The organism is Zeimonas sediminis, assembly GCF_023721795.1.
In the GTDB taxonomy this organism is placed as follows: Bacteria; Pseudomonadota; Gammaproteobacteria; order Burkholderiales; family Burkholderiaceae_E; genus Zeimonas; species Zeimonas sediminis.
In genome coordinates this window covers 1898781-1917620 of record NZ_JAMQYE010000001.1, presented here as the reverse complement: position 1 = coordinate 1917620, position 18840 = coordinate 1898781, and the positions used below count along the sequence as shown (strand labels likewise).

Sequence of the window (18840 nt, the reverse complement as noted above, 5' to 3'; positions counted from 1 at the left end):
GCCAGGTACGGTGAGGGTCTGGAAGGAAGGGAAAGGGACCGGCCGGCCCCTTCCCCGGGGAGTGCGCGGAATCAGCGGATCGGCGGCGCGTACATCAGGCCGCCCTGGGTCCACTGGGCGTTCAGGCCGCGCGGGATGCCGAGCGGGCCGATGTTGCGCTCGTACATCTCGCCGTAGTTGCCGACGGCCTTGATCGCCCGGACCATCCAGTCGTTGTCCAGGCCCAGGCCCTTGCCGGCGTCGCCCGACAGGCCGAGCAGGCGCTGAAGCGGCGGATTGTTGCCGGCTTCGCCCTTCTTCGCGTCGACGTTCGCCTTGGTGACGCCCATCTCCTCGGCCTCGAGCAGGCCGAAAAGCGTCCACTTGACGATCGTGAAGAACTCCCAGTCGCCGCGGCGGACCATCGGGCCGAGCGGCTCCTTCGAGATCGCCTCGGGCAGGATCACGTAGTCGTCCTTGTTGGGCGCCTTCAGGCGGGTGGCCGCCAGGCCCGAGATGTCGGTCGTGTAGACGTCGCAGCGGCCGGCGAAGAAGGCCTGCTCGATCTGGTTCAGCTCGGCGATCACCACCGGCTTGAAGTTCATCTTGCGCGAGCGGAAGTAGTCACTGACGTTCAGCTCGGTCGTGGTGCCGGGCTGCACGCAGATCGTCGCGCCGTCGAGCTCCTTGGCGCTCTTCACGCCGAGCTTCTTCGGCACCATGAAGCCCTGGCCGTCGTAGAAGAGCACGCCGGCGAACACCGAGCCCAGCGTCGAGTCGCGCGACGAGGTCCAGGTGGTGTTGCGCGACAGCATGTCGACTTCACCGGACTGCAGCACGGTGAACCGGTTCTGGGCGTTGGTGCCCACGTACTGCACCTTGTCGGGGTCGCCCAGGATGGCAGCCGCCACCGCGCGGCAGAAGTCCGCGTCGATGCCGGTCCACTTGCCGGTGCTGTCGGGCGCCGAGAAGCCGAGCAGGCCGGTGTTGACCGCGCAGCGCAGCGCGCCGCGCTGCTTGATCGAATCGATGGTAGGGCCCGCCGAGGCGAGCGTGGGGGCGAGCAGGGCCGTGGCGGTCGCCAGGCCGATGAGAAAGCGTCGGGTCATTCGGTCGTCTCCAAGGTCGGGACCGCGCGCCCTCCTGACGGGGCGTCTGGAGGTCCCGGCGCGCAGTCTAGCCAGATATCCGTGGATTGGACAAGCAAGACGTGGGCCACCGAGGGGCCACCGAGGGGCGGCCGCCGCGACGCGCGACGCGCCGCGGCCGGGAGCCGCGAGCGACCGGCAGCCGCTCGCGGAGAGACGGTCAGCGCTTGTAGCGCTTGGGCACGAAGGGCAGGCCGGTCACCTGGACCGCCAACCGCTTGTCGCGGACCACCGCCCGCAGGGGCTCGGTGGCCTCGTGCTCGAGCGCCTGCCGCTCGATCCAGGCCAGCATCACCGGGTGCCCGAGGGTGGGCGACACGGTGCCGCTGCTGACCTCGCCCACCTGCCGGTCGCGAGCGTCGACGATCGCTGCGTGCGCCCGGATCGGCACCGGGTCGTGCGACACCAGGCCTACCAGGCGGCGGCGCGGCCCCTCGGCGAACTGCCGCAGGATCGTGTCGGCGCCAGGAAATCCGCCCGCCTTGAGGCCGCCGGCGCGGCGCGACTTCGGGATCGCGAACGAGAGCCCGGCCTCGACCGGCGAAGTCTGGGGCCCGATGTCGTTGCCGTGCAGCGGCAGGCCGGCCTCGAGCCTCAGCGTGTCGCGCGCGCCGAGCCCGGCCCAGCGGACCTCGTCGATCTCGAGCAGGCGCCCGGCCACCGCCTCGGCCTTGTCGAGCGGTATCGAGATTTCGTAGCCGTCCTCGCCGGTGTAGCCCGAGCGCGTCGTGAAGCAGGCCGCTCCGAGCAGGTGCAGCGTGGCCGACTGCATGAACCGCAGCGTCGCGGCCTCAGGGTCCAGCGCCGCGAGCGCCTGCTCGGCCTGCGGGCCCTGTAGCGCGACCAGCGCTGCCGGGATCCACTCGAAGCGCAGCTTCGGGCAATGGTCGTGGAACCACTTCAGGTCGGCATCGCGATTGCCGGCGTTGACCACGATCCGGACCTCGGCCTGGCTGCCGTCGGTCAGGTGCACCAGCATCAGGTCGTCCTCGATGCCGCCCGTGTCGTTCAGCAGGTACGAGTACTTTTGCTGCCCGCTCTGCCAGCCCTCGAAATCGACCGGCAGCGCGGCCTCGAGCTGCGCGTACAGCGTCGACGCCCGCCCGTCGGCGGCCACGACCCGCAGCTGCCCCATGTGCGAGACGTCGAACAGGCTCGCCGCCTCGCGGGTGTGAAGGTGCTCGGCCTTCAGCCCGGCAGGGTACTGGATCGGCATCTCCCAGCCGGCGAAGGGGCCCATCTTCGCGCCGGCGGCGCGGTGCATCGCATCGAGCGGGACGCGTCGGGTCTCGGTCATCGGTTCGCTCCAGCCAGTTCCGCGGCAGGTGCCGGGTGCGCCTCGGGGGCGTCGTCTTCCTCGTAGTCCGACATCGGCGGGCAGCTGCAGACCAGGTTGCGGTCGCCGGCCGCGTTGTCGACCCGCTTGACCGAGGGCCAGAACTTGGCCTCGCGCACCCAGGGCAGCGGGAAGGCGGCCGTCTCGCGCGAATAGCCGTGCCGCCATTCGCCGGCGATCTCGGCGGCGGTGTGCGGCGCGCACTTCAGCGGATTGTCCTCGCGGTCCCACTCGCCGCTGCGGATCTTCTGCAGCTCGCCGTGGATCGCGATCATCGCGTCGCAGAAGCGGTCGAGCTCGGCCTTCGGTTCCGATTCGGTCGGCTCGACCATCAGCGTGTCGGCCACCGGGAAGGACAGCGTCGGCGCGTGGAAGCCGTAGTCCATCAGCCGCTTGGCGATGTCCTCGGCCGACACGCCGTACTCGGCCTTCAGGTTGCGCATGTCGAGGATGCACTCGTGGGCCACGCTGCCCGAGGCGCCGCGGTACAGCACCGGGAAGTGGTCCTGGAGCCGCGCGGCCACGTAGTTCGCGTTCAGGATCGCGACCTCGGTGGCCTTGCGGATGCCGCTCGCGCCCATCATCCGGATGTACATCCACGAGATCGTCGTGATCAGCGCGCTGCCGAAGGGCGCGGCAGACACGCTGCCCGTCCCGCCGGTCAGCGGATCGGTGGGCAGGTGCGGCGCCAGGTGGGCGGCGACCGCGATCGGTCCCATGCCCGGGCCGCCGCCGCCGTGCGGGATGCAGAAGGTCTTGTGCAGGTTCATGTGGCAGACGTCGGCGCCGATCAGCCCCGGCTTGGTCAGCCCGGCCTGCGCGTTCAGGTTCGCGCCGTCCATGTAGACCTGCCCGCCGGCCTCGTGGACCTTCCGGCACACCTCGACGATCGTGTCCTCGAACACGCCGTGGGTCGACGGGTAGGTGACCATCAGCGCGGCCACCGCGTCGCGGTGCTTCGCGATCTTCGCGTCGAGGTCGGCCAGGTCGATGTTGCCGTCGTCGTCGCAGGCGACCACGACGATCTTCATCCCCATCATCTGGGCCGATGCCGGATTGGTGCCGTGCGCCGAGGCCGGGATCAGGCAGACGTCGCGGTGGCCCTGGCCCTGTGCGGCCAGGAAGTTGCGGATCGCCAGCAGGCCGGCGTACTCGCCCTGCGCGCCGGAGTTGGGCTGGAAGGACACCGCATCGAAGCCGGTGATCTCGGCCAGCCAGCGGCCGAGCTGATCGAGCATCGCGGCGTAGCCGGCGGCCTGCTCGCGCGGCGCGAACGGGTGGATCGCGGCGAACTCCGGCCAGGTGACCGGCGCCATTTCCGAGGCCGCGTTCAGCTTCATCGTGCAGGAGCCGAGCGGGATCATCGAGTGGACCAGCGAAATGTCGCGGTTCTCCAGCTTCTTCAGGTAGCGGACGAACTCGCTCTCGCTGTGGTGACGGCTGAACACGGGGTGCGTCAGCACCGCGTCGGCACGGCGCAGCCCGGCGGGGATCGACGCCGGGTCGGCGCCGATCGCGTCGAGCGCGGACTCGACGGCTGCCGAGTCCAGGTGCTGGCCGGTCAGCACGAACACCAGGTCGACGACGTCGGCCGGCTTCACGGTTTCGTCGAGCGCGATGCCGATGCGCGCCGGCTCGCCGTCGGCCACCGGCAGCTCGCGCAGGTTGATGCGCAGCGCAGCGGAGCGCTCGCGGATGTCGGCGAGCAGCGTGCCGACGTCGAAGACCAGCGTGTCGAACCAGGCTGCGTGCGCTGGCTGAAGCGCCGCGCCGCCCTGCGTCCGGGCGACGTCGTCGAGCAGCCGCGCCAGCAGGCGGCCCATCGCGTTGACCCGCAGCGCGATCCGGCGCAGTCCCTGCGGTCCGTGCCACACCGCGTAGAAGCCGGCCATGTTGGCCAGCAGCGCCTGCGCGGTGCAGATGTTGCTGGTGGCCTTCTCGCGGCGGATGTGCTGTTCGCGCGTCTGCAGCGCCATGCGCAGCGCAGGGTTGCCGGCCGCGTCCTTCGACACGCCGATGATCCGGCCCGGCATCGTGCGCACCAGCTCCTCGCGCGCCGACATGAAGGCGGCGTGCGGGCCGCCGTAGCCGAGCGGGACGCCGAAGCGCTGCGCCGAGCCGATCGCGATGTCGGCGCCCATCGCGCCGGCCGACTTGACCAGCATCGCGGCGAGCGGGTCGCAGCCGACCGAGACCCGCGCGCCGGCCTCGTGCAGCGCGGCGATCTGCGGCGTGAAGTCGCGCAGCCGGCCCTGCGTGTCGGGCGACTGCAGGTGGGCGCCGAAGAAGTCCGCATCGCCGCCGAGCACGGTCTCGGCGTGGCCGGTCACGACCTCGAAGCCCATCCACTGCGCCCGGGTCCGGATCACCGACAGCACTTGCGGGTGCACGTCGGCGTCGACGAAGAAGCGCATCGACTTCGACTTCGACGCGCGGCGCGCCATCGCCATCGCCTCGGCGGCGGCGGTCGCCTCGTCGAGAAGCGAGGCATTGGCCACCGGCAGGCCGGTCAGGTCGATGACCATCTGCTGGAAGTTCAGCAGCGCCTCGAGCCGGCCCTGGGCCACCTCGGCCTGGTAGGGCGTGTAGGCGGTGTACCAGCCGGGGTTCTCGAGCACGTTGCGCTTGATCGGCTCGGGCACGATCGTGTCGTGGTAGCCGGCGCCGAGGTAGCTTCGCCAGACCTGGTTGCGGGCGGCGAGCCCGCGCAGCTCGGCCAGCGCGTCGGCCTCGGAGGCCGGGCCCTCGAAGGCCAGCGGGGCGTCGAGCAGGATCGAGGGCGGCACCGTGGCGCGGATCAGCGCGTCGCGGCTCGGATGGCCGAGCAGCGCCAGCATCGCCGCCTGCTGGGCCTCGGAGGGCCCGATGTGGCGGCCGTGGAATTCGTCGGCGGCGAACAGCGCGCGAACGCTGTCGCCCGCCCGGTCGTGCGGGGTCATCGTGTGATCGCTCCTGCCGGGGTCAGGCCGCGCCGGGACCGGCGGCGTAGGCTGCGGCGTCGAGCAGGCCGTCCACCTGCGCCGCGTCGTCGGGCTTGATCCGGAACAGCCAGCCGCCGGCGAACGGAGCCTCGTTGACCGTCTGCGGCGCGTCGGACAGCGCCTCGTTGACCGCGACGATCTCGCCGGCCACCGGCGCGTACACGTCGGAGGCCGCCTTGGTCGACTCGACCACGACGCAGGCCTCGCCCTGCTCGACCCGGCGGCCGACCTCGGGCAGTTCGACGTAGACGAGCTCGCCGAGCGCGTCCTGGGCGTGGTCGGTGATGCCGACGGTGGCGGTGCCGTCGCCTTCGCGGCGAAGCCACTCGTGCGAGGCGGTGTATTTCAGGTCGGTGGGGTTGTCCAAGGCTGGCTCCTGGGGCGTTCGTGCTCGGGCGGATCGAGCGGATGCGAAAGCGGAAAAGACGAAGGGCGGCCGCAACGAGCCGGCCGGGAGCCCCCTCTGTCCGTTTGCCTGAGACATTCAGCTGCGCGCCGCGAGGCGCGCCGCCTGTTTCCTTCGGCGAGCCGGGACCCGTTCACCACGGGGCGCGGCTTCTCTCCAGAGCGCCGAACCGCTGAAGTCCTTTTGCCTGAGAGTTTCCGGGGCGATACACCTTCGGCGCCGCGCGGGGCCTGCGGGGCCTGCGCGATCTCTTCCACAGCGGTTGTTCGGCTCGCGGGAGGATGCCAACCGGGCGGGGCGATGTCAAATGTCCGGGCCGTTGCGCGTCGACGCCGAGGCGGCCCGAGCCGGAACGGCGATCAGCAGGATGCCGCCGGCGGCGCAGGCGAAGGCCACCGCGTGCGCCGGGCCCAGGCTCTCGCCGAGGAAGGTCGCGGCGACCGCGCTCGCGGCCAGCGGCATCGCGATCGTGAAAACGCCGCTGTGGTTGGCCGGCACGTGCCGCAGCCCGCTCAGCCACAGCCAGGTCGAGAACATGCTGGCGGCCAGCGCGTAGAAGAGCAGCAGGGACCAGACCCGGGCGCCCACCGCGCCGAAGTCGAAGCCGGCTGCCTGCCACAGGCCGAGCGGCGTCATCAGCGCGAGCCCCCAGAGGTTCAGCAGCGCGGAGATCCGCTTGGCGGACAGGCTGGCGGTCAGGCGCTTGCCGAGGATCACGTAGACTGCCTCGCAGAACACGCAGCCCAGCACGAGCAGGTTGCCGACGACCGAATGCGCGCCCCCGCCGCTGCTGCGGCCGAGCGTGAGCACCACGACGCCGCCCACGGCCAGTGCGACCGCCGTCCAGGTACGCGGCCCCAGGCGCTCGCGCAGCACGAGCCAGGACAGCAGCGCGACGGCCGCCGGCAGCATCGCCAGGATCACGCCGGCCGCGGCGGCCGAGGTCATCGACACGCCGGTCAGCATCAGGATCGAGAACAGGAAGTTGCCGAACAGCGACTGCACGAAGATCGTGCCGAGCAGCCGGCCGTCCAGCGGGGCCTCGCCCGGCCGGCGGCGCAGCCAGGGGAGCATCGCCGCCGCCGCGATCGCGAAGCGCAGCCAGGCCAGCAGGAAGACCGGAAACGCGCCGGTCAGCGGCTTGCTCAGCGCCACGTAGGTGCCGACCAGCGCCATGCCGGAGAAGAGCAGGGCGTAGCCTTGCAGGCGGCGGGTCGACGGGGAGTCGGGCGGCATATCGGCCGGCCAGTGTAAAAGATCTTCGACGATCGGGTATCTTCCCCGGCGCCGCCTGCGGCGATACTGTCGGGAATCGGGAGAAATCGAACATGAGCACCGTCTACGAGGACCGCTTCGCGGACCTGGCCGCTGCGCCGGCGCCGGGCCGACAGCAGCAGGTCGTCGAGCGCCTGAAGGCGCTCCTGCCCCCGCACGCCCTGCTGTTTCGCGAGGAAGACGTCCGCCCCTACGAATGCGACGCGCTGTCGGCCTTCCGGCAGCTGCCGATGGTCGTGGCCCTGCCCGAGACCGAGGAGCAGGTCGTCGGCATCCTGAAGGCCTGCCACGAGCTCGAGGTCCCGATCGTCGCCCGAGGCGCCGGCACCAGCCTGTCGGGCGGCTCGATGCCGCACGCGGCCGGCGTCGTGCTCTCGCTGGCCAAGTTCAACCGCATCCTCGCGATCGACCCGGTGGCCCGCACCGCGCGGGTGCAGCCCGGCGTGCGCAACCTGGCGGTTTCCGAGGCGGCGGCGCCCTACGATCTCTATTACGCGCCGGACCCGTCCTCGCAGATCGCCTGCTCGATCGGCGGCAACCTCGCCGAGAACTCCGGTGGCGTGCACTGCCTGAAGTACGGCCTCACGGTGCACAACGTGCTGCGGGTGCGCGGCTACACGGTGGACGGCGAGCCGGTCGAGTTCGGCAGCGAGGCGCTCGACTCGCCCGGGCTGGACCTGCTGTCGCTGGTCATCGGCTCGGAGGGCATGCTGGCGGTCACGATGGAGGCCACGCTGAAGCTGGTGCCCAAGCCGCAGCTGGCGCGCGTGGTCATGGCCTCGTTCGACGACGTGGTCAAGGCCGGCGACGCGGTGGCAGGCATCATCGCCGCCGGCATCATCCCTGCGGGGCTGGAGATGATGGACCGCAAGGCCACGGTCGCGGTCGAGGAGTTCGTCCACGCCGGCTACGACCTGGACGCCCAGGCGATCCTGCTGGCCGAGTCCGACGGCACGCCCGAGGAAGTCGCCGAGGAGATCGTGCGGATGGAGACGGTGCTGCGCGAATCGGGCGCCACCCGCATCCAGGTCTCCGAGTCCGAGGCCCAGCGGCTGCTGTTCTGGTCGGGGCGCAAGAACGCGTTCCCGGCCGCCGGCCGCGTGTCGCCCGACTACTACTGCATGGACGGGACGATCCCGCGCAAGAACATCGGCCGTCTGCTCGCCGACATCGCGGCGATGGAGGACAAGTACCGGCTGCGCTGCATGAACGTGTTCCATGCCGGCGACGGCAACATGCACCCGCTGATCCTGTTCGACGCGAACGATCCCGACGAATGGCACCGGGCCGAGCTCTTCGGCGCCGAGATCCTCGAGCTCTGCGTCGAATACGGCGGCACCGTCACCGGCGAGCACGGCGTGGGCATCGAGAAGATCAATTCGATGTGCGTGCAGTTCTCGCCCGAGGAGCGCGCGGCGTTCTTCGCGGTCAAGCGCGCCTTCGATCCGCCGGGGCTGCTGAACCCGGGCAAGGGCATTCCCACGCTCGCGCGCTGCGCCGAGTACGGGAAGATGCACGTCCACGCGGGGCGGCTCGCCTTCCCCGACCTGCCGAGGTTCTGAAACGATGAGCGATTCTTCCTCGCAGGCGGCGCTGGCCCGGCTGCGCGAGCAGGTCCTTGCCGCGCACGAGGCGGGCAAGGCGCTGCGGATCCGCGGCGGCGACACCAAGGGCTTCTACGGCTGCGAGCCGCGCGGCGATTCGCTCGACACGCGCGAGTACCGGGGCATCGTGGCCTACGAGCCGACCGAACTGGTGATCACCGCCCGCTGCGGCACGCCGCTGGCCGAGATCGAGGCGGCGCTGGCCGAAAAGGGGCAGTGGCTGCCCTTCGAGCCGCCGTCCTTCGGTGAAGGCGCCACGGTCGGCGGCATGGTCGCGGCCGGCCTGTCGGGCCCGGGGCGCCAGTCCGCCGGCGCTGTCCGGGATTTCGTCCTCGGCGCGGCGATGCTCGACGCCCAGGGCAGGGCGCTGAACTTCGGCGGGCAGGTCATGAAGAACGTGGCCGGCTACGACGTGTCCCGGCTGCTGTGCGGCTCGCTCGGCATGCTGGGCGTGGTCGCCGAGGTTTCTCTGAAGGTGCTGCCGCGGCCGGCGGCGACCGCCACCGTGAGCATGCCGCTCGATCGGCCGGCCGCGCTGCGCCTGCTCAACGAGTGGGCCGGCAGGCCGCTGCCGATCTCGGCCAGCGCGTGGCTGGGCGGCACGCTCGCGCTGCGGCTGGCCGGCGCGCGCGCGGCGGTCGACGCGGCGGTGGCCTTCTTCGCGCGCGAGCACGGCGCCCAGCAGCTCGACGGCGAGGTTCACCGCTTCTGGGCGGCGGTGCGCGAGCAGACGCTGCCCTTCTTCGACGGGCTGCCCGGCGCTGGAAGCGCCGGCGCCGAACCGGGCGCTGGCGGCGCGGCCTCGCTGCCGCTGTGGCGGGTGTCGGTGCCCTCGGTCGCGCCGCCGCTCGCGTTGCCGGGCGAGGAGCTGATCGAATGGGGTGGCGCGCTGCGCTGGTGGCGCAGCGATGCCGAGCCGAGGGCCGTCCGCGAGGCGGCGGCGCGGGTGGGCGGCCACGCGACGCTGTTCCGCGGCGGCGACCGGTCGGCCGGCGTGTTCGCGCCGCTGTCGCCGGCGCTGATGGCCCTGCACCGCAGGCTGAAGGCCGAGCTCGACCCGAAGGGCATCTTCAACCCCGGTCGGATGTACCCCGACCTCTGATCCGAACCGGACGCGCCGAACATGGAAACCCATCTCGCTGACTGGCTGAAGGGAACGCCCGATGGCGAAGAGGCCGAAGCGATCCTGCGCAAGTGCGTGCATTGCGGCTTCTGCACCGCGACCTGCCCGACCTACCAGCTGCTCGGCGACGAGCTCGACGGCCCGCGCGGGCGCATCTACCTGATCAAGCAGGTGGTCGAGGGCAAGCCGGCCACCGCGGCCACGATGAGCCACCTCGATCGCTGCCTGACCTGCCGCAACTGCGAGAGCACCTGTCCGTCGGGCGTGCAATACGGCCACCTGGTCGACGTCGGCCGCAAGCTGGTCGAGCGCCAGGTGAAGCGCCCGCTGGGCGAGCGGATCGTCCGCACCGCGCTGCGCGAGGGGCTCACGCGGCGCTGGCTGTTCGACCCGGCGATGCGGGTCGGGCAGGCGGTGCGGCCGCTGCTGCCGGCCACGCTGCGCGACAAGGTGCCGGCGCGCCGTCCGGCCGGCGCCTGGCCGACCGCCCGGCACGAGCGCCGCGTGCTGATCCTGAACGGCTGCACGCAGCCGGCGATGATGCCGTCGATCGACGCGGCCACCGCGCGCGTGCTCGACCGCCTGGGCGTGCAGGTCGTGGTCGAGCCGCGCTCGGGCTGCTGCGGCGCGATCCGGCAGCACCTGAACGACCCCGACGGCGCGCTGGCCGACGCGCGGCGCAACATCGCGGCCTGGTGGCCGCACGTCGAGGCCGGTGCCGAGGCGATCGTGATCAACGCGTCGGGTTGCGGCGCGATGGTCAAGGATTACGCCCACCTGCTGCGCGACGATCCCGAGTGGGGTCCGAAGGCCTTGCGCATCGTGTCGCTGACCCGCGACCTCGCCGAGTGGCTGCCCGCCGTGATCGCCGATGCGGCGCCGGCCCTGCGCGAGAAGCTCGCCGCCCGCGGCGCCCCGAAGGTCGCCTTCCATCCGCCGTGCACGCTGCAGCACGGCCAGCAGGTGCGCGGCGCGGTCGAGAAGCTGCTCGCCTCGCTGGGCGTGCAGTCGCTGCCGGTGGCGGATTCGCACCTGTGCTGCGGCTCGGCCGGCACCTACTCGGTGCTGCAGCCGGCGCTGTCGAAACAACTGCGCGAGCGCAAGCTGGCCAACCTGCAGGCGGGCCAGCCCGACCTGATCCTGTCGGCCAACATCGGCTGCCTGGCCCACCTGCAGGCCGGGACCGGCACCCCGGTGCGCCACTGGATCGAGTGGCTGGACGAGGCGATGGCGGCGCCCGGCTGACGTTCACCGGGCCTGCGCCGCCGCTCGTCCGGTCGACCCGGACAGCGGCGGCGCGCACGGGGTCCAATCGGGGCATTCCATGACAGGGCCCGAGATGAACCCCTATCGCCGACCATCCGGACCGCCGGGCAATGCCGGTTTCACGTTGATCGAGGCGATGATCGCGGTGGCGATCGTCGCGATCCTCGCTGCCGTGGCCTACCCGTCGTACGTGGACTACATCCGCAAGGGCAAGCGCGCGACCGCCCAGGCGGCGCTGATGGAGATCGCGAGCCGGCAGCAGGCCTACCTGCTGGACCGGCGCGTCTACACGAGCGACCTGTCGGCGCTCGGATTCGCCGTGCCCTCCGAGATCGCCAGCGACTACACCTTCAGTTTCCCCGGCTTCGACTCGACGGCGGTGCCGCCGCAGTTCACCGTGCAGGCCACGCCCTCGGCCGCGCTGCAGGCGCACGGCGAGCAGTCTCTGACCGTCGACGAGACCGGGGCGAAGACGCCGGCCGATACCAGCGGCTACTGGGGCAAGTGATGACGGCTCCGGGACGCGTCGCGCATCCTCGGCCCGCAACCGGCGCCCGCGCCGCGCGGGCCGCAGCAGGCGCGCGCGGCTTCACGCTCGTCGAGCTGATGATCGTGCTCGCGGTCGTCGCGATCTTCGCGTCGCTCGCGGGCCCGTCCTTCAGGGAGCTGACAGCGACCCAGAAGGTGCGCTCGGCGGTGTCCGCGCTCAACGAGTCGCTTTGGCTCGCGCGCAGCGAGGCGATCAAGCGCAACGCCGACGTTGCATTCGAATTCGACGACGTCGCCGACGGCTGGACCATCCAGTCGGGCGGCGCCACGCTGCACACCCAGGATCCGTTCTCCGGCGTCGCCTCGGGGGCGGCCCGCTTCGTGTTCAACGGCTACGGTCGCCTGACCGAGCGCGATGGCGTTCCGCTCACGGTCGAGGTGTCGAATGCGGGGGTCGCGCAGTGCGTGACGGTCACCTCGACCGGCCGCACGTCGGCGGAGGACGGCGAATGCTAGCCAGGCGGATGCCGCGCGGCGAATCCCGCCTCGCGCGGGCGCGGCTCGCGTCCGGCGGTTTCACGCTGATCGAGGTGCTGGTCACCATCGTCGTCGTCTCGATCGGGCTGCTCGGCGTGGTCGCGATGCAGACGCGCGCCGCCAGCGTGGAGTTCGAGTCCTACCAGCGCGGCCAGGCGCTGTCGCTGCTGCGCGAGATGGAATCGCGACTCGCGAGCTCGCGCGGCGTGATCGACGAGTTCCTCGCGGCGGATCTCAGCTCGACCGACGGCAGCGTCCACGTGGGCGGCGGCGCAGCCGGCGAGGCCGGGCTGCTCGACTGCTCCGGCGCCCCGGCGGGCGCGAAGGCGCAGCTGTGCGAATGGTCTCGCTCGCTGGAAGGTGCGGCGGCGATCGAGGGCGGCAGCAAGGTCGGCGCGATGATCGGCGCCCGCGGCTGCCTGATCCGCGTCGAGCCGCCGCAGGCCAATGCGCTGGCCGACGTCTTCCTGGTCGTCGTCTGGCAGGGCCTGCAGGCAGGCGCCGAGCCGCCGGCGGACTCTCCGGCGGGGGCGAACCGCTGCGCGTCGGGCGTGGACTTCGGCGCGGGGCTTCGGCGCGGCGTCTCGCTGCGCGTGCTCGTGCCCGACCTGAAGCTGACGCTCTGAGGGCCGGCCGCATGAGACCGCATCGCCCGCAACGCTTCGCTCGCCCGCGCCGGCAGTTCGGCCTGACCCTCGTCGAGCTGATGATCTCGATGACGATCGGCCTGCTGATCCTGGTCGCGATGACCGCGATCTTCGTCGGCAGCTCCTCGTCGCGCCGAGAGGTCCAGCTCAGCGCCGACGTCATCGAGAACGGTCGCTACGCGACCGACCTGCTGGCCCGGGAGCTGTCTCAGGCCGGCTTCCTGGGCACGCTGGCCCAGCCGATCGGCAGCAACGCTTCCGTGTGCTCGGTCGACCTGGCCGACTGGGCGGACTCCCTGGCCGTTCACGCGGTGGGCATCAACAACGACGAAGCCGATCCCGGGTGCGTGGTCCGCAAGGCCGGCACCGACGCGATCTTCATCCAGCGCGCCAGCACCTGCGCGGTCGGCGAGGCGGCGTGCGAGGCCGAGGCCGCGACCAATGCCTACCTGCAGGTGTCCGAGTGCGGTCCCGAGTACAGCACGACGCCCTTCGTCCTGGCGGTCGGCGGAGGCTCCTTCCCGCTGAGGGACAAGGACTGCGGCGGCGTGCTCGCCGAGAAGCGAAAGCTGATCCGGCGCTTCTACTACGTCGACGGCAACGACGTGCTGACCCGGGTGGACATCCTTCCCGCCGGGCCGGCCGCGGCGGCGCCGCTGGTCGAGGGCATCGAGCAGATGCAGGTCAGCTACGGGTTCGACGCCGACGGGGACGGCACTGCCGACTGCTTCGCGGCCAAGCTGGCCGGCTGTGCCGGCGCGCAGTGGCCGCAGGTCGTGGGCGCGAAGGTCTGGCTGCTGGCGCGCTCCGACGTCGCGAGCCGGAACACCGGCGCGGCCATGCAGTTCGTGATGGACGACGTGACGCTCGACGTGCCCGCCGTCGCCTCCGGCAACGTGAAGCGCCGGGTGTACAGCACCTACGTCCCATTCGTGACGCCGAAATCGCGGCGGGAGCAGTGATGAGCGCGAACGGGCACTTTGCGGGATCCCGCCCCGGCCAGCGCGGCGCCACCCTGCTGGTCGGCATGGTGATGCTGCTGATGGTCATGCTGATCGCGGTGGGCGTCATCCGGCTGTCGATGCGGCACACGCAGGTCGTCGGCAACGAGCAGGTCCGCAGCGAGGCGACCACCGCCGCCAACTATGCGCTGGACCTGGTGCTGAACTCACCGGCCGACACCTGGGACGTCTATCGCGGCGCCGGCGCTGTCCTGCCGGTGAACCTCGGGCTGTCCACTTCCGCCGACGGCACCGCGGCCTCGATCGACGTCAGCGTCAGGAACATGCGCTGCGTGCGCTCGAGGGTGCTGAAGAACGGCGAGCTGATCAAGACGACCGGCGCCGGCGTTTCCTACGTGGCGGCCAGCGACTCGTCGTGCTTCGGCGGGGGCGGGACGCCGCTGACGATCGTCGATCCGACCGCGCTCGGCTCGGCCAACGACGAATCGCTGTGCGCCGACGTGCTCTACCAGCTCGAGGCCGCCGCGAGCGACGACCAGCTGCTGGCCGCGTCGGTCGCGGTCAGGCAGGGCGTCGCGGTCCGGCGCGGCGTCGACGAACTCGATTCATGCGACTGACGCGACCGGGCAACGGGCCAGCCTCGAAACAGGCCGGGAGATTCCTGCGATGAAGAAGAATCGATCGAAGTCGTGCCTGCTCGCGGCGCTGGCCGCGGCGGCCATCCTTCCCGCGTCGGCCGAGGACATCGACCTGTACGCCGGCGTCGACGGCGGCGCGGTGGCGCCGAACGTGCTGTTCTATCTGGACAACACCTCGAACTGGTCGGCCAACAACCAGGCCTGGAAGAAGTCGGACGTCCTGGCCAAGTGCAGCGCGCTCGCCGATCCGACCAAGGCCGCGGTGTGCAGCGGCTACGTCGACCAGGTCTTCGGCGCCAACTCGTCGCTGGTGCAGGGCGCGGTCGAGGCCCGGGCGCTGAAGCTGGTGCTCAACGAGCTCGTCTGCGGCGCCGACAAGAAGCTGTCGGTGAACGTCGGCATCATGATGTTCTCGCCTTCGAACGTCGGCGCGGCGGACGGCAGCTCGGTCACCAGCACCTACATCCGGCATCGGGTGGCCCCGATGACCGCGGCGCGCTGCGCGACGATGCTCGCCGACCTGGAGTGGATGGCGAGCAACCCGACCGACAGCAGCCTGAAGACCTCGTCGTCGGCCGGCTACGGCAACGGCATGTACGAGGCCTTCAAGTACTTCGGCGGCTGGACCAGCCCGGGCGGCTACGCATCGGGCACGCCGGGCACGCCGGTCGGCCGCACCGGCTACGGGCCCGAGCGCTACGGCGACCCGACGCCGGCGGACGACCCGGATGCCTTCACCGACGGCTCGCGGATGACCTACCGGAGCCCGCTGACCGGCGACGCCTCCTGCGGCAACAACTACATGGTGCTGGTCGGCAACACCTGGCCGAACTCGGACTACGGCACGAACGCGAACGCGTCGCCGTACCCGAGCAACACGCTGATGAGCCGCCTGGGCCACGACCCGGGCCCGCAGATCTACCCGAAGCCGCTGCTGAACAGGGACAAGAGCGACGTGCGCTTCGGCGACGAGTGGGCGAAGTTCCTGTACACGACAGATGTGAGCGATGCGCCCGGCGCGCAGAACGTCCGGCTGTTCACGATCGACGTCTTCAACAAGGCGCAGGACCTGAAGCAGTCCGCGCTGCTGAAGTCGATGGCCGACCAGAGCGGGGTCGGCGGCTACTTCACCGTCGGCGGCGACCTCTACGCGCTGGTCTCGGCCTTCACGAACATCCTGACCCAGATCGCGTCGGTCAACAGCGTGTTCGCCTCGGCCTCGCTGCCGGTCAGCGTGAACACGCAGGGCACCTTCCTGAACCAGGTGTTCATGGGCGTGTTCCGGCCCGACGCGAACGCCCAGCAGCGCTGGCAGGGCAACCTGAAGCAGTACCGCTTCGGCCTCGACGGCGGCACGATGTACCTGGCGGATTCGCTCGGGGCCGTCGCCGTCGACGCGGTGAACACCGGCTTCATCCAGAACTGCGCGGTCAGCTACTGGACCAGCGACAGCGGCACGTACTGGGAGAGCATCACCGGCATGAACCTGCCGAGCGCGTGCGAGACCTCGGCGCTGTCGCCGTGGTCCGACCGCCCCGACGGGCCGATGGTCGAGCGCGGCGGGGCCGCGCAGCGGCTGCGGGCGCTCGGGCACGCCGCGCGCAACATCCGGACCTGCTCGAACGCGACCTGCGCCTCGATCGTCGACTTCACCTCGGGAAGCGGCGGCGCCTTCGGGCTCAGCGAGGACCTGGTCAAGTGGGTGCGCGGCGAGAACCGCGGCGACGGCGTCTACAACGCCGGGACCGGCGCAAGCGACTACACCGCCTATGGCCTGGCGGCCAGCGCGACGCGCCCGACGGTCCACGGCGAGGTCGTCCACTCGAGGCCGCTGGCGGTCAACTACGGCGTGAACGGCGTCGACGACGTGGTCGTGTTCTACGGCGCCGGCGACGGCATGCTGCGCGCGATCAACGGGAACCAGGGGGCCGCCGACGGCAACGAGCTGTGGGCCTTCGTGGCGCCGGAACACTGGAGCGGCCTGACCCGGCTGCGCAGCAACTCGCCGCTGGTCTCCTTCCCGAACGTGGACCCGGACCTGACGCCGGCGCCCAAGCCGAAGACCTATTTCTTCGACGGTTCGATCGGCGGCTACCAGGAGCGCAGCGCGAGCTCGGTGGACAAGGTCTACGTCTTCCCGACGATGCGCCGCGGCGGCCGGGCCGTCTACGCCTTCGACGTGTCGAAGAAGCCGGGCACCGGCGCGAACCAGCCGACGCTGATGTGGCGCTACAGCGACGCCAACGAACCCCGGATGGGCCAGAGCTGGTCGACGCCGACGGCCTTCCGCGTCAAGGGCATCACCGAGCCCCTGGTCGTCTTCGGGGCCGGTTACGACAGCTGCGAGGACAGCGAGGACCCGGCCGCCGCCTGCGCCGGCGTCACCCGCGGGCGCGGCGTAGTGGTCCGCGACGCGGCGGCGTCCAGCCCGTCCCACCTGCGTTTCTTCGATCCGGGCGCGGACGGCGGCCGCTTCGCGGCGGACGTCGCCGCGGTCGACGTGAACCGCGACGGCTTCGTCGATGCGCTCTATGCGGTCGACACGCGAGGCAACGTCTGGCGGATCAACACCAGCAATCCGGCAGACGGCTACCGGGCCTATCCGGGCGGCGTGGCCGACTGGCCGATGGTGAAGATCGCCGAGGTGTCGCAGTGGGGCGGCGACTTGTCCGAGCGCCGGAAGTTCATGTACGCGCCGAGCACGGTCGTGCTGGGCAACCAGGTCACCGTGCTGGTGGGCACCGGCGATCGTGAGAAGCCGACCTCATCGTCGAACGCGGCGAAGGTGCTGAACCGCTTCTACGGCATCCGCGACAACGTGGCGGTGACGTCCGGGGTGGTGGCCGCGCGGGGCTACGGCAGCAGCGCCGGCGGCATCGACCTTGCCGACCTGAAGAACGTCACCGACATGGATCCGATCGATCCGACGACGATCGCGAGCTTCAAGGGCTGGTTCCGCGACCTGTCGACGACGGTCGAGCCCTACGAGCAGGTCGTCACCGCTCCGCTCACGCTGGCGGGCGTCACCTACTTCAGCACCTTCCAGGCGAAGTCCGCCGCGAGTTCGTGCCTGAACCTGGGCACGGCGCGTGCCTACCAGATCGACTTCCAGACCGGCGCGCGGCTTCCCGACAAGCCTCTGGTGACGACCTTCGTGTCGCAGGGCATCCCGCCGTCGCCGGTCGGCGGCGTGGTGCTGGTCGACGGCAAGCTGGTGCCCTTCGTGATCGGGGGCCCGGGGCCGACGCCCTTGTCGCCGACGAAGGTCGTGCCCAAGGTCCGGCCGGACCGCAAGCCGGTCTTCCGCTACCAGAGGATCGACAAGTCCTGATCAGGCGCCGCGCTGCCAGTCGAGCAGCCGCCAGGCCACCCAGTCCTCGCGCAGGATCGCCGGCGAGCGCCCGCCCGGCCAGCGGTACTCGCCGGTCCACTCCCGTTGCACCCATCGGCCGACCGCCGGCGCGTACCACAGCGTGTCGAGCCGCCACGGGTACTCGCGCCAGATGTCCACGTGCCGGAAGTTGACGAAGCGCTCGATGCGCAGCGTGTCGAAGCCGCCGGCCGGCACCTCGATCCGCTCCCAGCGGATCGCCTTGACCCGCTGCTGCCAGTAGAGCCGGTCGTCGGAGCCCGGCACGCGGAAATAGGTGGTGTCGCTGCGGGTCGCTCCCGGCTCGAGCCGGTCGGGCAGAAGCGGCATCGGCCTTTCGTAGCGCTGCGGCATGTCGAAGGCCAGCTCGAGCTCGACGTCCCAGGGGCGGGCCCAGCGCTCCTCGCCGATCGGCGCGCCGTCGGCGCCGGCGAGCGCGACGAGCAGGGGAGAGGCGCCGCTCACCGTGGCGACCAGCTCGCCGATGCGCTCGCGCCGGTACAGGTCGATCGTTTCGTAGCGCCAGCGCTGGCCGACCGCCACGCTCGGGCGCGGCGGCGGCACGGCAGGCGCCGGCAGCCGGGGCGGCGCGGCGCAGGCGGCGGGCAGGACCGCTGCGCCGGCCAGCAGCAGCCGGCGCAGCCGCGACGGCGAGTCGCCCGGGGAGCCGGTGCTCGCCGGCGGCTCGAATGCCGTCGGCGCGTCCTTGGCCCGGACGACGGTCAGGCCACCTCGCGGTCGTCGTTCAGGCGCATCCATCCCTTGATCATCCTGTAGGCGAACCAGATCTGGGCGAGCACGAAGAACGGAACGAAGCCGACGGTGATCAGCGTGGGCACCAGCAGCAGCACGAACCAGAGCAGGAACCACCAGAACGAGCGGCTCTGCCAGGCGAAGTGGCTGTAGTACACGGTGCCGGCGGCGTCGTCGCGCTTGATCCAGGCCACGATCAGGCCGACGACGAAGCCCACGATCGACACGAGGCCGAACAGGTGCATCGCGTAGCCGAGCATCGCGTACTTGCGAAGCGACTCCTCTTCGGCCGAGCGGACGGTGACTGCGCGGTTCATTCCTTCTCC

At 71.2% G+C, this 18840-nt stretch carries 16 protein-coding genes and 2 riboswitches; of the genes, 9 read left to right on the top strand and 7 right to left on the bottom strand.

Annotated features, from left to right (window positions below):
- Positions 1-71: 71 nt before the first annotated feature.
- From M6I34_RS08950 to M6I34_RS08930, 5 genes are all read right to left on the bottom strand, one after another.
- Positions 72-1088 carry an amino acid ABC transporter substrate-binding protein gene (locus tag M6I34_RS08950; RefSeq protein ID WP_272485348.1) on the bottom strand — a complete coding sequence of 339 codons (1017 nt, stop codon included), beginning with the start codon at positions 1086-1088 and terminating at the stop codon, positions 72-74.
- 199 nt (positions 1089-1287) lie between these two features.
- Complete coding sequence (gene gcvT, locus M6I34_RS08945; protein WP_272485347.1) at positions 1288-2424, bottom strand: glycine cleavage system aminomethyltransferase GcvT; 1137 nt, start codon at positions 2422-2424, stop codon at positions 1288-1290.
- The gene (gene gcvP / locus M6I34_RS08940; protein ID WP_272485346.1) at positions 2421-5402 is read right to left on the bottom strand and encodes an aminomethyl-transferring glycine dehydrogenase; all 2982 of its coding nucleotides are present in this window, start codon (positions 5400-5402) and stop codon (positions 2421-2423) included. Before gcvP ends, gcvT begins: the two co-directional genes overlap by 4 nt.
- A gap of 22 nt (positions 5403-5424) precedes the next feature.
- On the bottom strand, positions 5425-5811 hold the full coding sequence (gene gcvH, locus M6I34_RS08935) for a glycine cleavage system protein GcvH (RefSeq protein ID WP_272485345.1): 387 nt from the start codon (positions 5809-5811) through the stop codon (positions 5425-5427).
- A gap of 94 nt (positions 5812-5905) precedes the next feature.
- Positions 5906-6012: riboswitch (glycine riboswitch) on the bottom strand.
- A gap of 3 nt (positions 6013-6015) precedes the next feature.
- Positions 6016-6116: riboswitch (glycine riboswitch) on the bottom strand.
- A gap of 37 nt (positions 6117-6153) precedes the next feature.
- Positions 6154-7086: a DMT family transporter gene (locus tag M6I34_RS08930; protein ID WP_272485344.1), complete on the bottom strand. Its 933-nt coding sequence runs from the start codon at positions 7084-7086 to the stop codon at positions 6154-6156.
- A gap of 92 nt (positions 7087-7178) precedes the next feature.
- On the opposite strand from M6I34_RS08930, the gene M6I34_RS08925 reads away from it, so the two are divergent.
- The 9 genes from M6I34_RS08925 to M6I34_RS08885 all read left to right on the top strand — a co-directional run bounded on the left by M6I34_RS08925 (position 7179) and on the right by M6I34_RS08885 (position 17722).
- Positions 7179-8687: an FAD-linked oxidase C-terminal domain-containing protein gene (locus tag M6I34_RS08925; protein WP_272485343.1), complete on the top strand. Its 1509-nt coding sequence runs from the start codon at positions 7179-7181 to the stop codon at positions 8685-8687.
- A 4-nt stretch (positions 8688-8691) separates the two neighbouring features.
- A complete protein-coding gene (gene glcE / locus M6I34_RS08920) occupies positions 8692-9831 on the top strand; it encodes a glycolate oxidase subunit GlcE (RefSeq protein WP_272485342.1) in 1140 nt (379 codons plus the stop codon).
- A gap of 21 nt (positions 9832-9852) precedes the next feature.
- Complete coding sequence (gene glcF, locus M6I34_RS08915; RefSeq protein ID WP_272485341.1) at positions 9853-11097, top strand: glycolate oxidase subunit GlcF; 1245 nt, start codon at positions 9853-9855, stop codon at positions 11095-11097.
- A 79-nt stretch (positions 11098-11176) separates the two neighbouring features.
- A complete protein-coding gene (locus M6I34_RS08910) occupies positions 11177-11626 on the top strand; it encodes a type IV pilin protein (protein WP_272485340.1) in 450 nt (149 codons plus the stop codon).
- A complete protein-coding gene (locus M6I34_RS08905; RefSeq protein ID WP_272485339.1) occupies positions 11626-12123 on the top strand; it encodes a GspH/FimT family pseudopilin in 498 nt (165 codons plus the stop codon). The genes M6I34_RS08910 and M6I34_RS08905 overlap by 1 nt, the downstream gene beginning before the upstream one ends.
- The gene (gene pilV, locus M6I34_RS08900; RefSeq protein ID WP_272485338.1) at positions 12117-12770 is read left to right on the top strand and encodes a type IV pilus modification protein PilV; all 654 of its coding nucleotides are present in this window, start codon (positions 12117-12119) and stop codon (positions 12768-12770) included. Before M6I34_RS08905 ends, pilV begins: the two co-directional genes overlap by 7 nt.
- Before the next feature lie 11 nt (positions 12771-12781).
- Positions 12782-13753: a PilW family protein gene (locus M6I34_RS08895; RefSeq protein ID WP_272485337.1), complete on the top strand. Its 972-nt coding sequence runs from the start codon at positions 12782-12784 to the stop codon at positions 13751-13753.
- Positions 13753-14370: a pilus assembly PilX family protein gene (locus tag M6I34_RS08890; RefSeq protein ID WP_272485336.1), complete on the top strand. Its 618-nt coding sequence runs from the start codon at positions 13753-13755 to the stop codon at positions 14368-14370. The genes M6I34_RS08895 and M6I34_RS08890 overlap by 1 nt, the downstream gene beginning before the upstream one ends.
- 49 nt (positions 14371-14419) lie before the next feature.
- A complete protein-coding gene (locus M6I34_RS08885) occupies positions 14420-17722 on the top strand; it encodes a pilus assembly protein (RefSeq protein ID WP_272485335.1) in 3303 nt (1100 codons plus the stop codon).
- On the opposite strand, the gene M6I34_RS08880 is transcribed toward M6I34_RS08885, so the two are convergent.
- Positions 17723-18520, bottom strand: a complete 798-nt coding sequence (locus M6I34_RS08880; protein ID WP_272485334.1) for a hypothetical protein — start codon at positions 18518-18520, stop codon at positions 17723-17725.
- Positions 18484-18831 (bottom strand): DUF4870 family protein, encoded by a 348-nt coding sequence (locus M6I34_RS08875; protein WP_272485333.1) that lies wholly within the window; start codon positions 18829-18831, stop codon positions 18484-18486. The genes M6I34_RS08880 and M6I34_RS08875 overlap by 37 nt, the downstream gene beginning before the upstream one ends.
- Between the last annotated feature and the right edge of the window lie 9 nt (positions 18832-18840).

Excerpts from the sequence above, each read along its gene's own strand:
- pilV (WP_272485338.1), top strand. The coding sequence starts at position 12,117 with ATGCTAGCCAGGCGGATGCCGCGCGGCGAATCCCGCCTCGCGCGGGCG.
- gcvP (WP_272485346.1), bottom strand. The coding sequence starts at position 5,402 with ATGACCCCGCACGACCGGGCGGGCGACAGCGTTCGCGCGCTGTTCGCC.
- gcvT (WP_272485347.1), bottom strand. The coding sequence starts at position 2,424 with ATGACCGAGACCCGACGCGTCCCGCTCGATGCGATGCACCGCGCCGCC.
- M6I34_RS08895 (WP_272485337.1), top strand. The coding sequence starts at position 12,782 with ATGAGACCGCATCGCCCGCAACGCTTCGCTCGCCCGCGCCGGCAGTTC.
- glcF (WP_272485341.1), top strand. The coding sequence starts at position 9,853 with ATGGAAACCCATCTCGCTGACTGGCTGAAGGGAACGCCCGATGGCGAA.
- M6I34_RS08905 (WP_272485339.1), top strand. The coding sequence starts at position 11,626 with ATGACGGCTCCGGGACGCGTCGCGCATCCTCGGCCCGCAACCGGCGCC.
- glcE (WP_272485342.1), top strand. The coding sequence starts at position 8,692 with ATGAGCGATTCTTCCTCGCAGGCGGCGCTGGCCCGGCTGCGCGAGCAG.
- M6I34_RS08950 (WP_272485348.1), bottom strand. The coding sequence starts at position 1,088 with ATGACCCGACGCTTTCTCATCGGCCTGGCGACCGCCACGGCCCTGCTC.
- M6I34_RS08930 (WP_272485344.1), bottom strand. The coding sequence starts at position 7,086 with ATGCCGCCCGACTCCCCGTCGACCCGCCGCCTGCAAGGCTACGCCCTG.
- M6I34_RS08925 (WP_272485343.1), top strand. The coding sequence starts at position 7,179 with ATGAGCACCGTCTACGAGGACCGCTTCGCGGACCTGGCCGCTGCGCCG.
- M6I34_RS08875 (WP_272485333.1), bottom strand. The coding sequence starts at position 18,831 with ATGAACCGCGCAGTCACCGTCCGCTCGGCCGAAGAGGAGTCGCTTCGC.
- M6I34_RS08890 (WP_272485336.1), top strand. The coding sequence starts at position 13,753 with ATGAGCGCGAACGGGCACTTTGCGGGATCCCGCCCCGGCCAGCGCGGC.
- M6I34_RS08885 (WP_272485335.1), top strand. The coding sequence starts at position 14,420 with ATGAAGAAGAATCGATCGAAGTCGTGCCTGCTCGCGGCGCTGGCCGCG.
- M6I34_RS08880 (WP_272485334.1), bottom strand. The coding sequence starts at position 18,520 with ATGGATGCGCCTGAACGACGACCGCGAGGTGGCCTGACCGTCGTCCGG.
- M6I34_RS08910 (WP_272485340.1), top strand. The coding sequence starts at position 11,177 with ATGACAGGGCCCGAGATGAACCCCTATCGCCGACCATCCGGACCGCCG.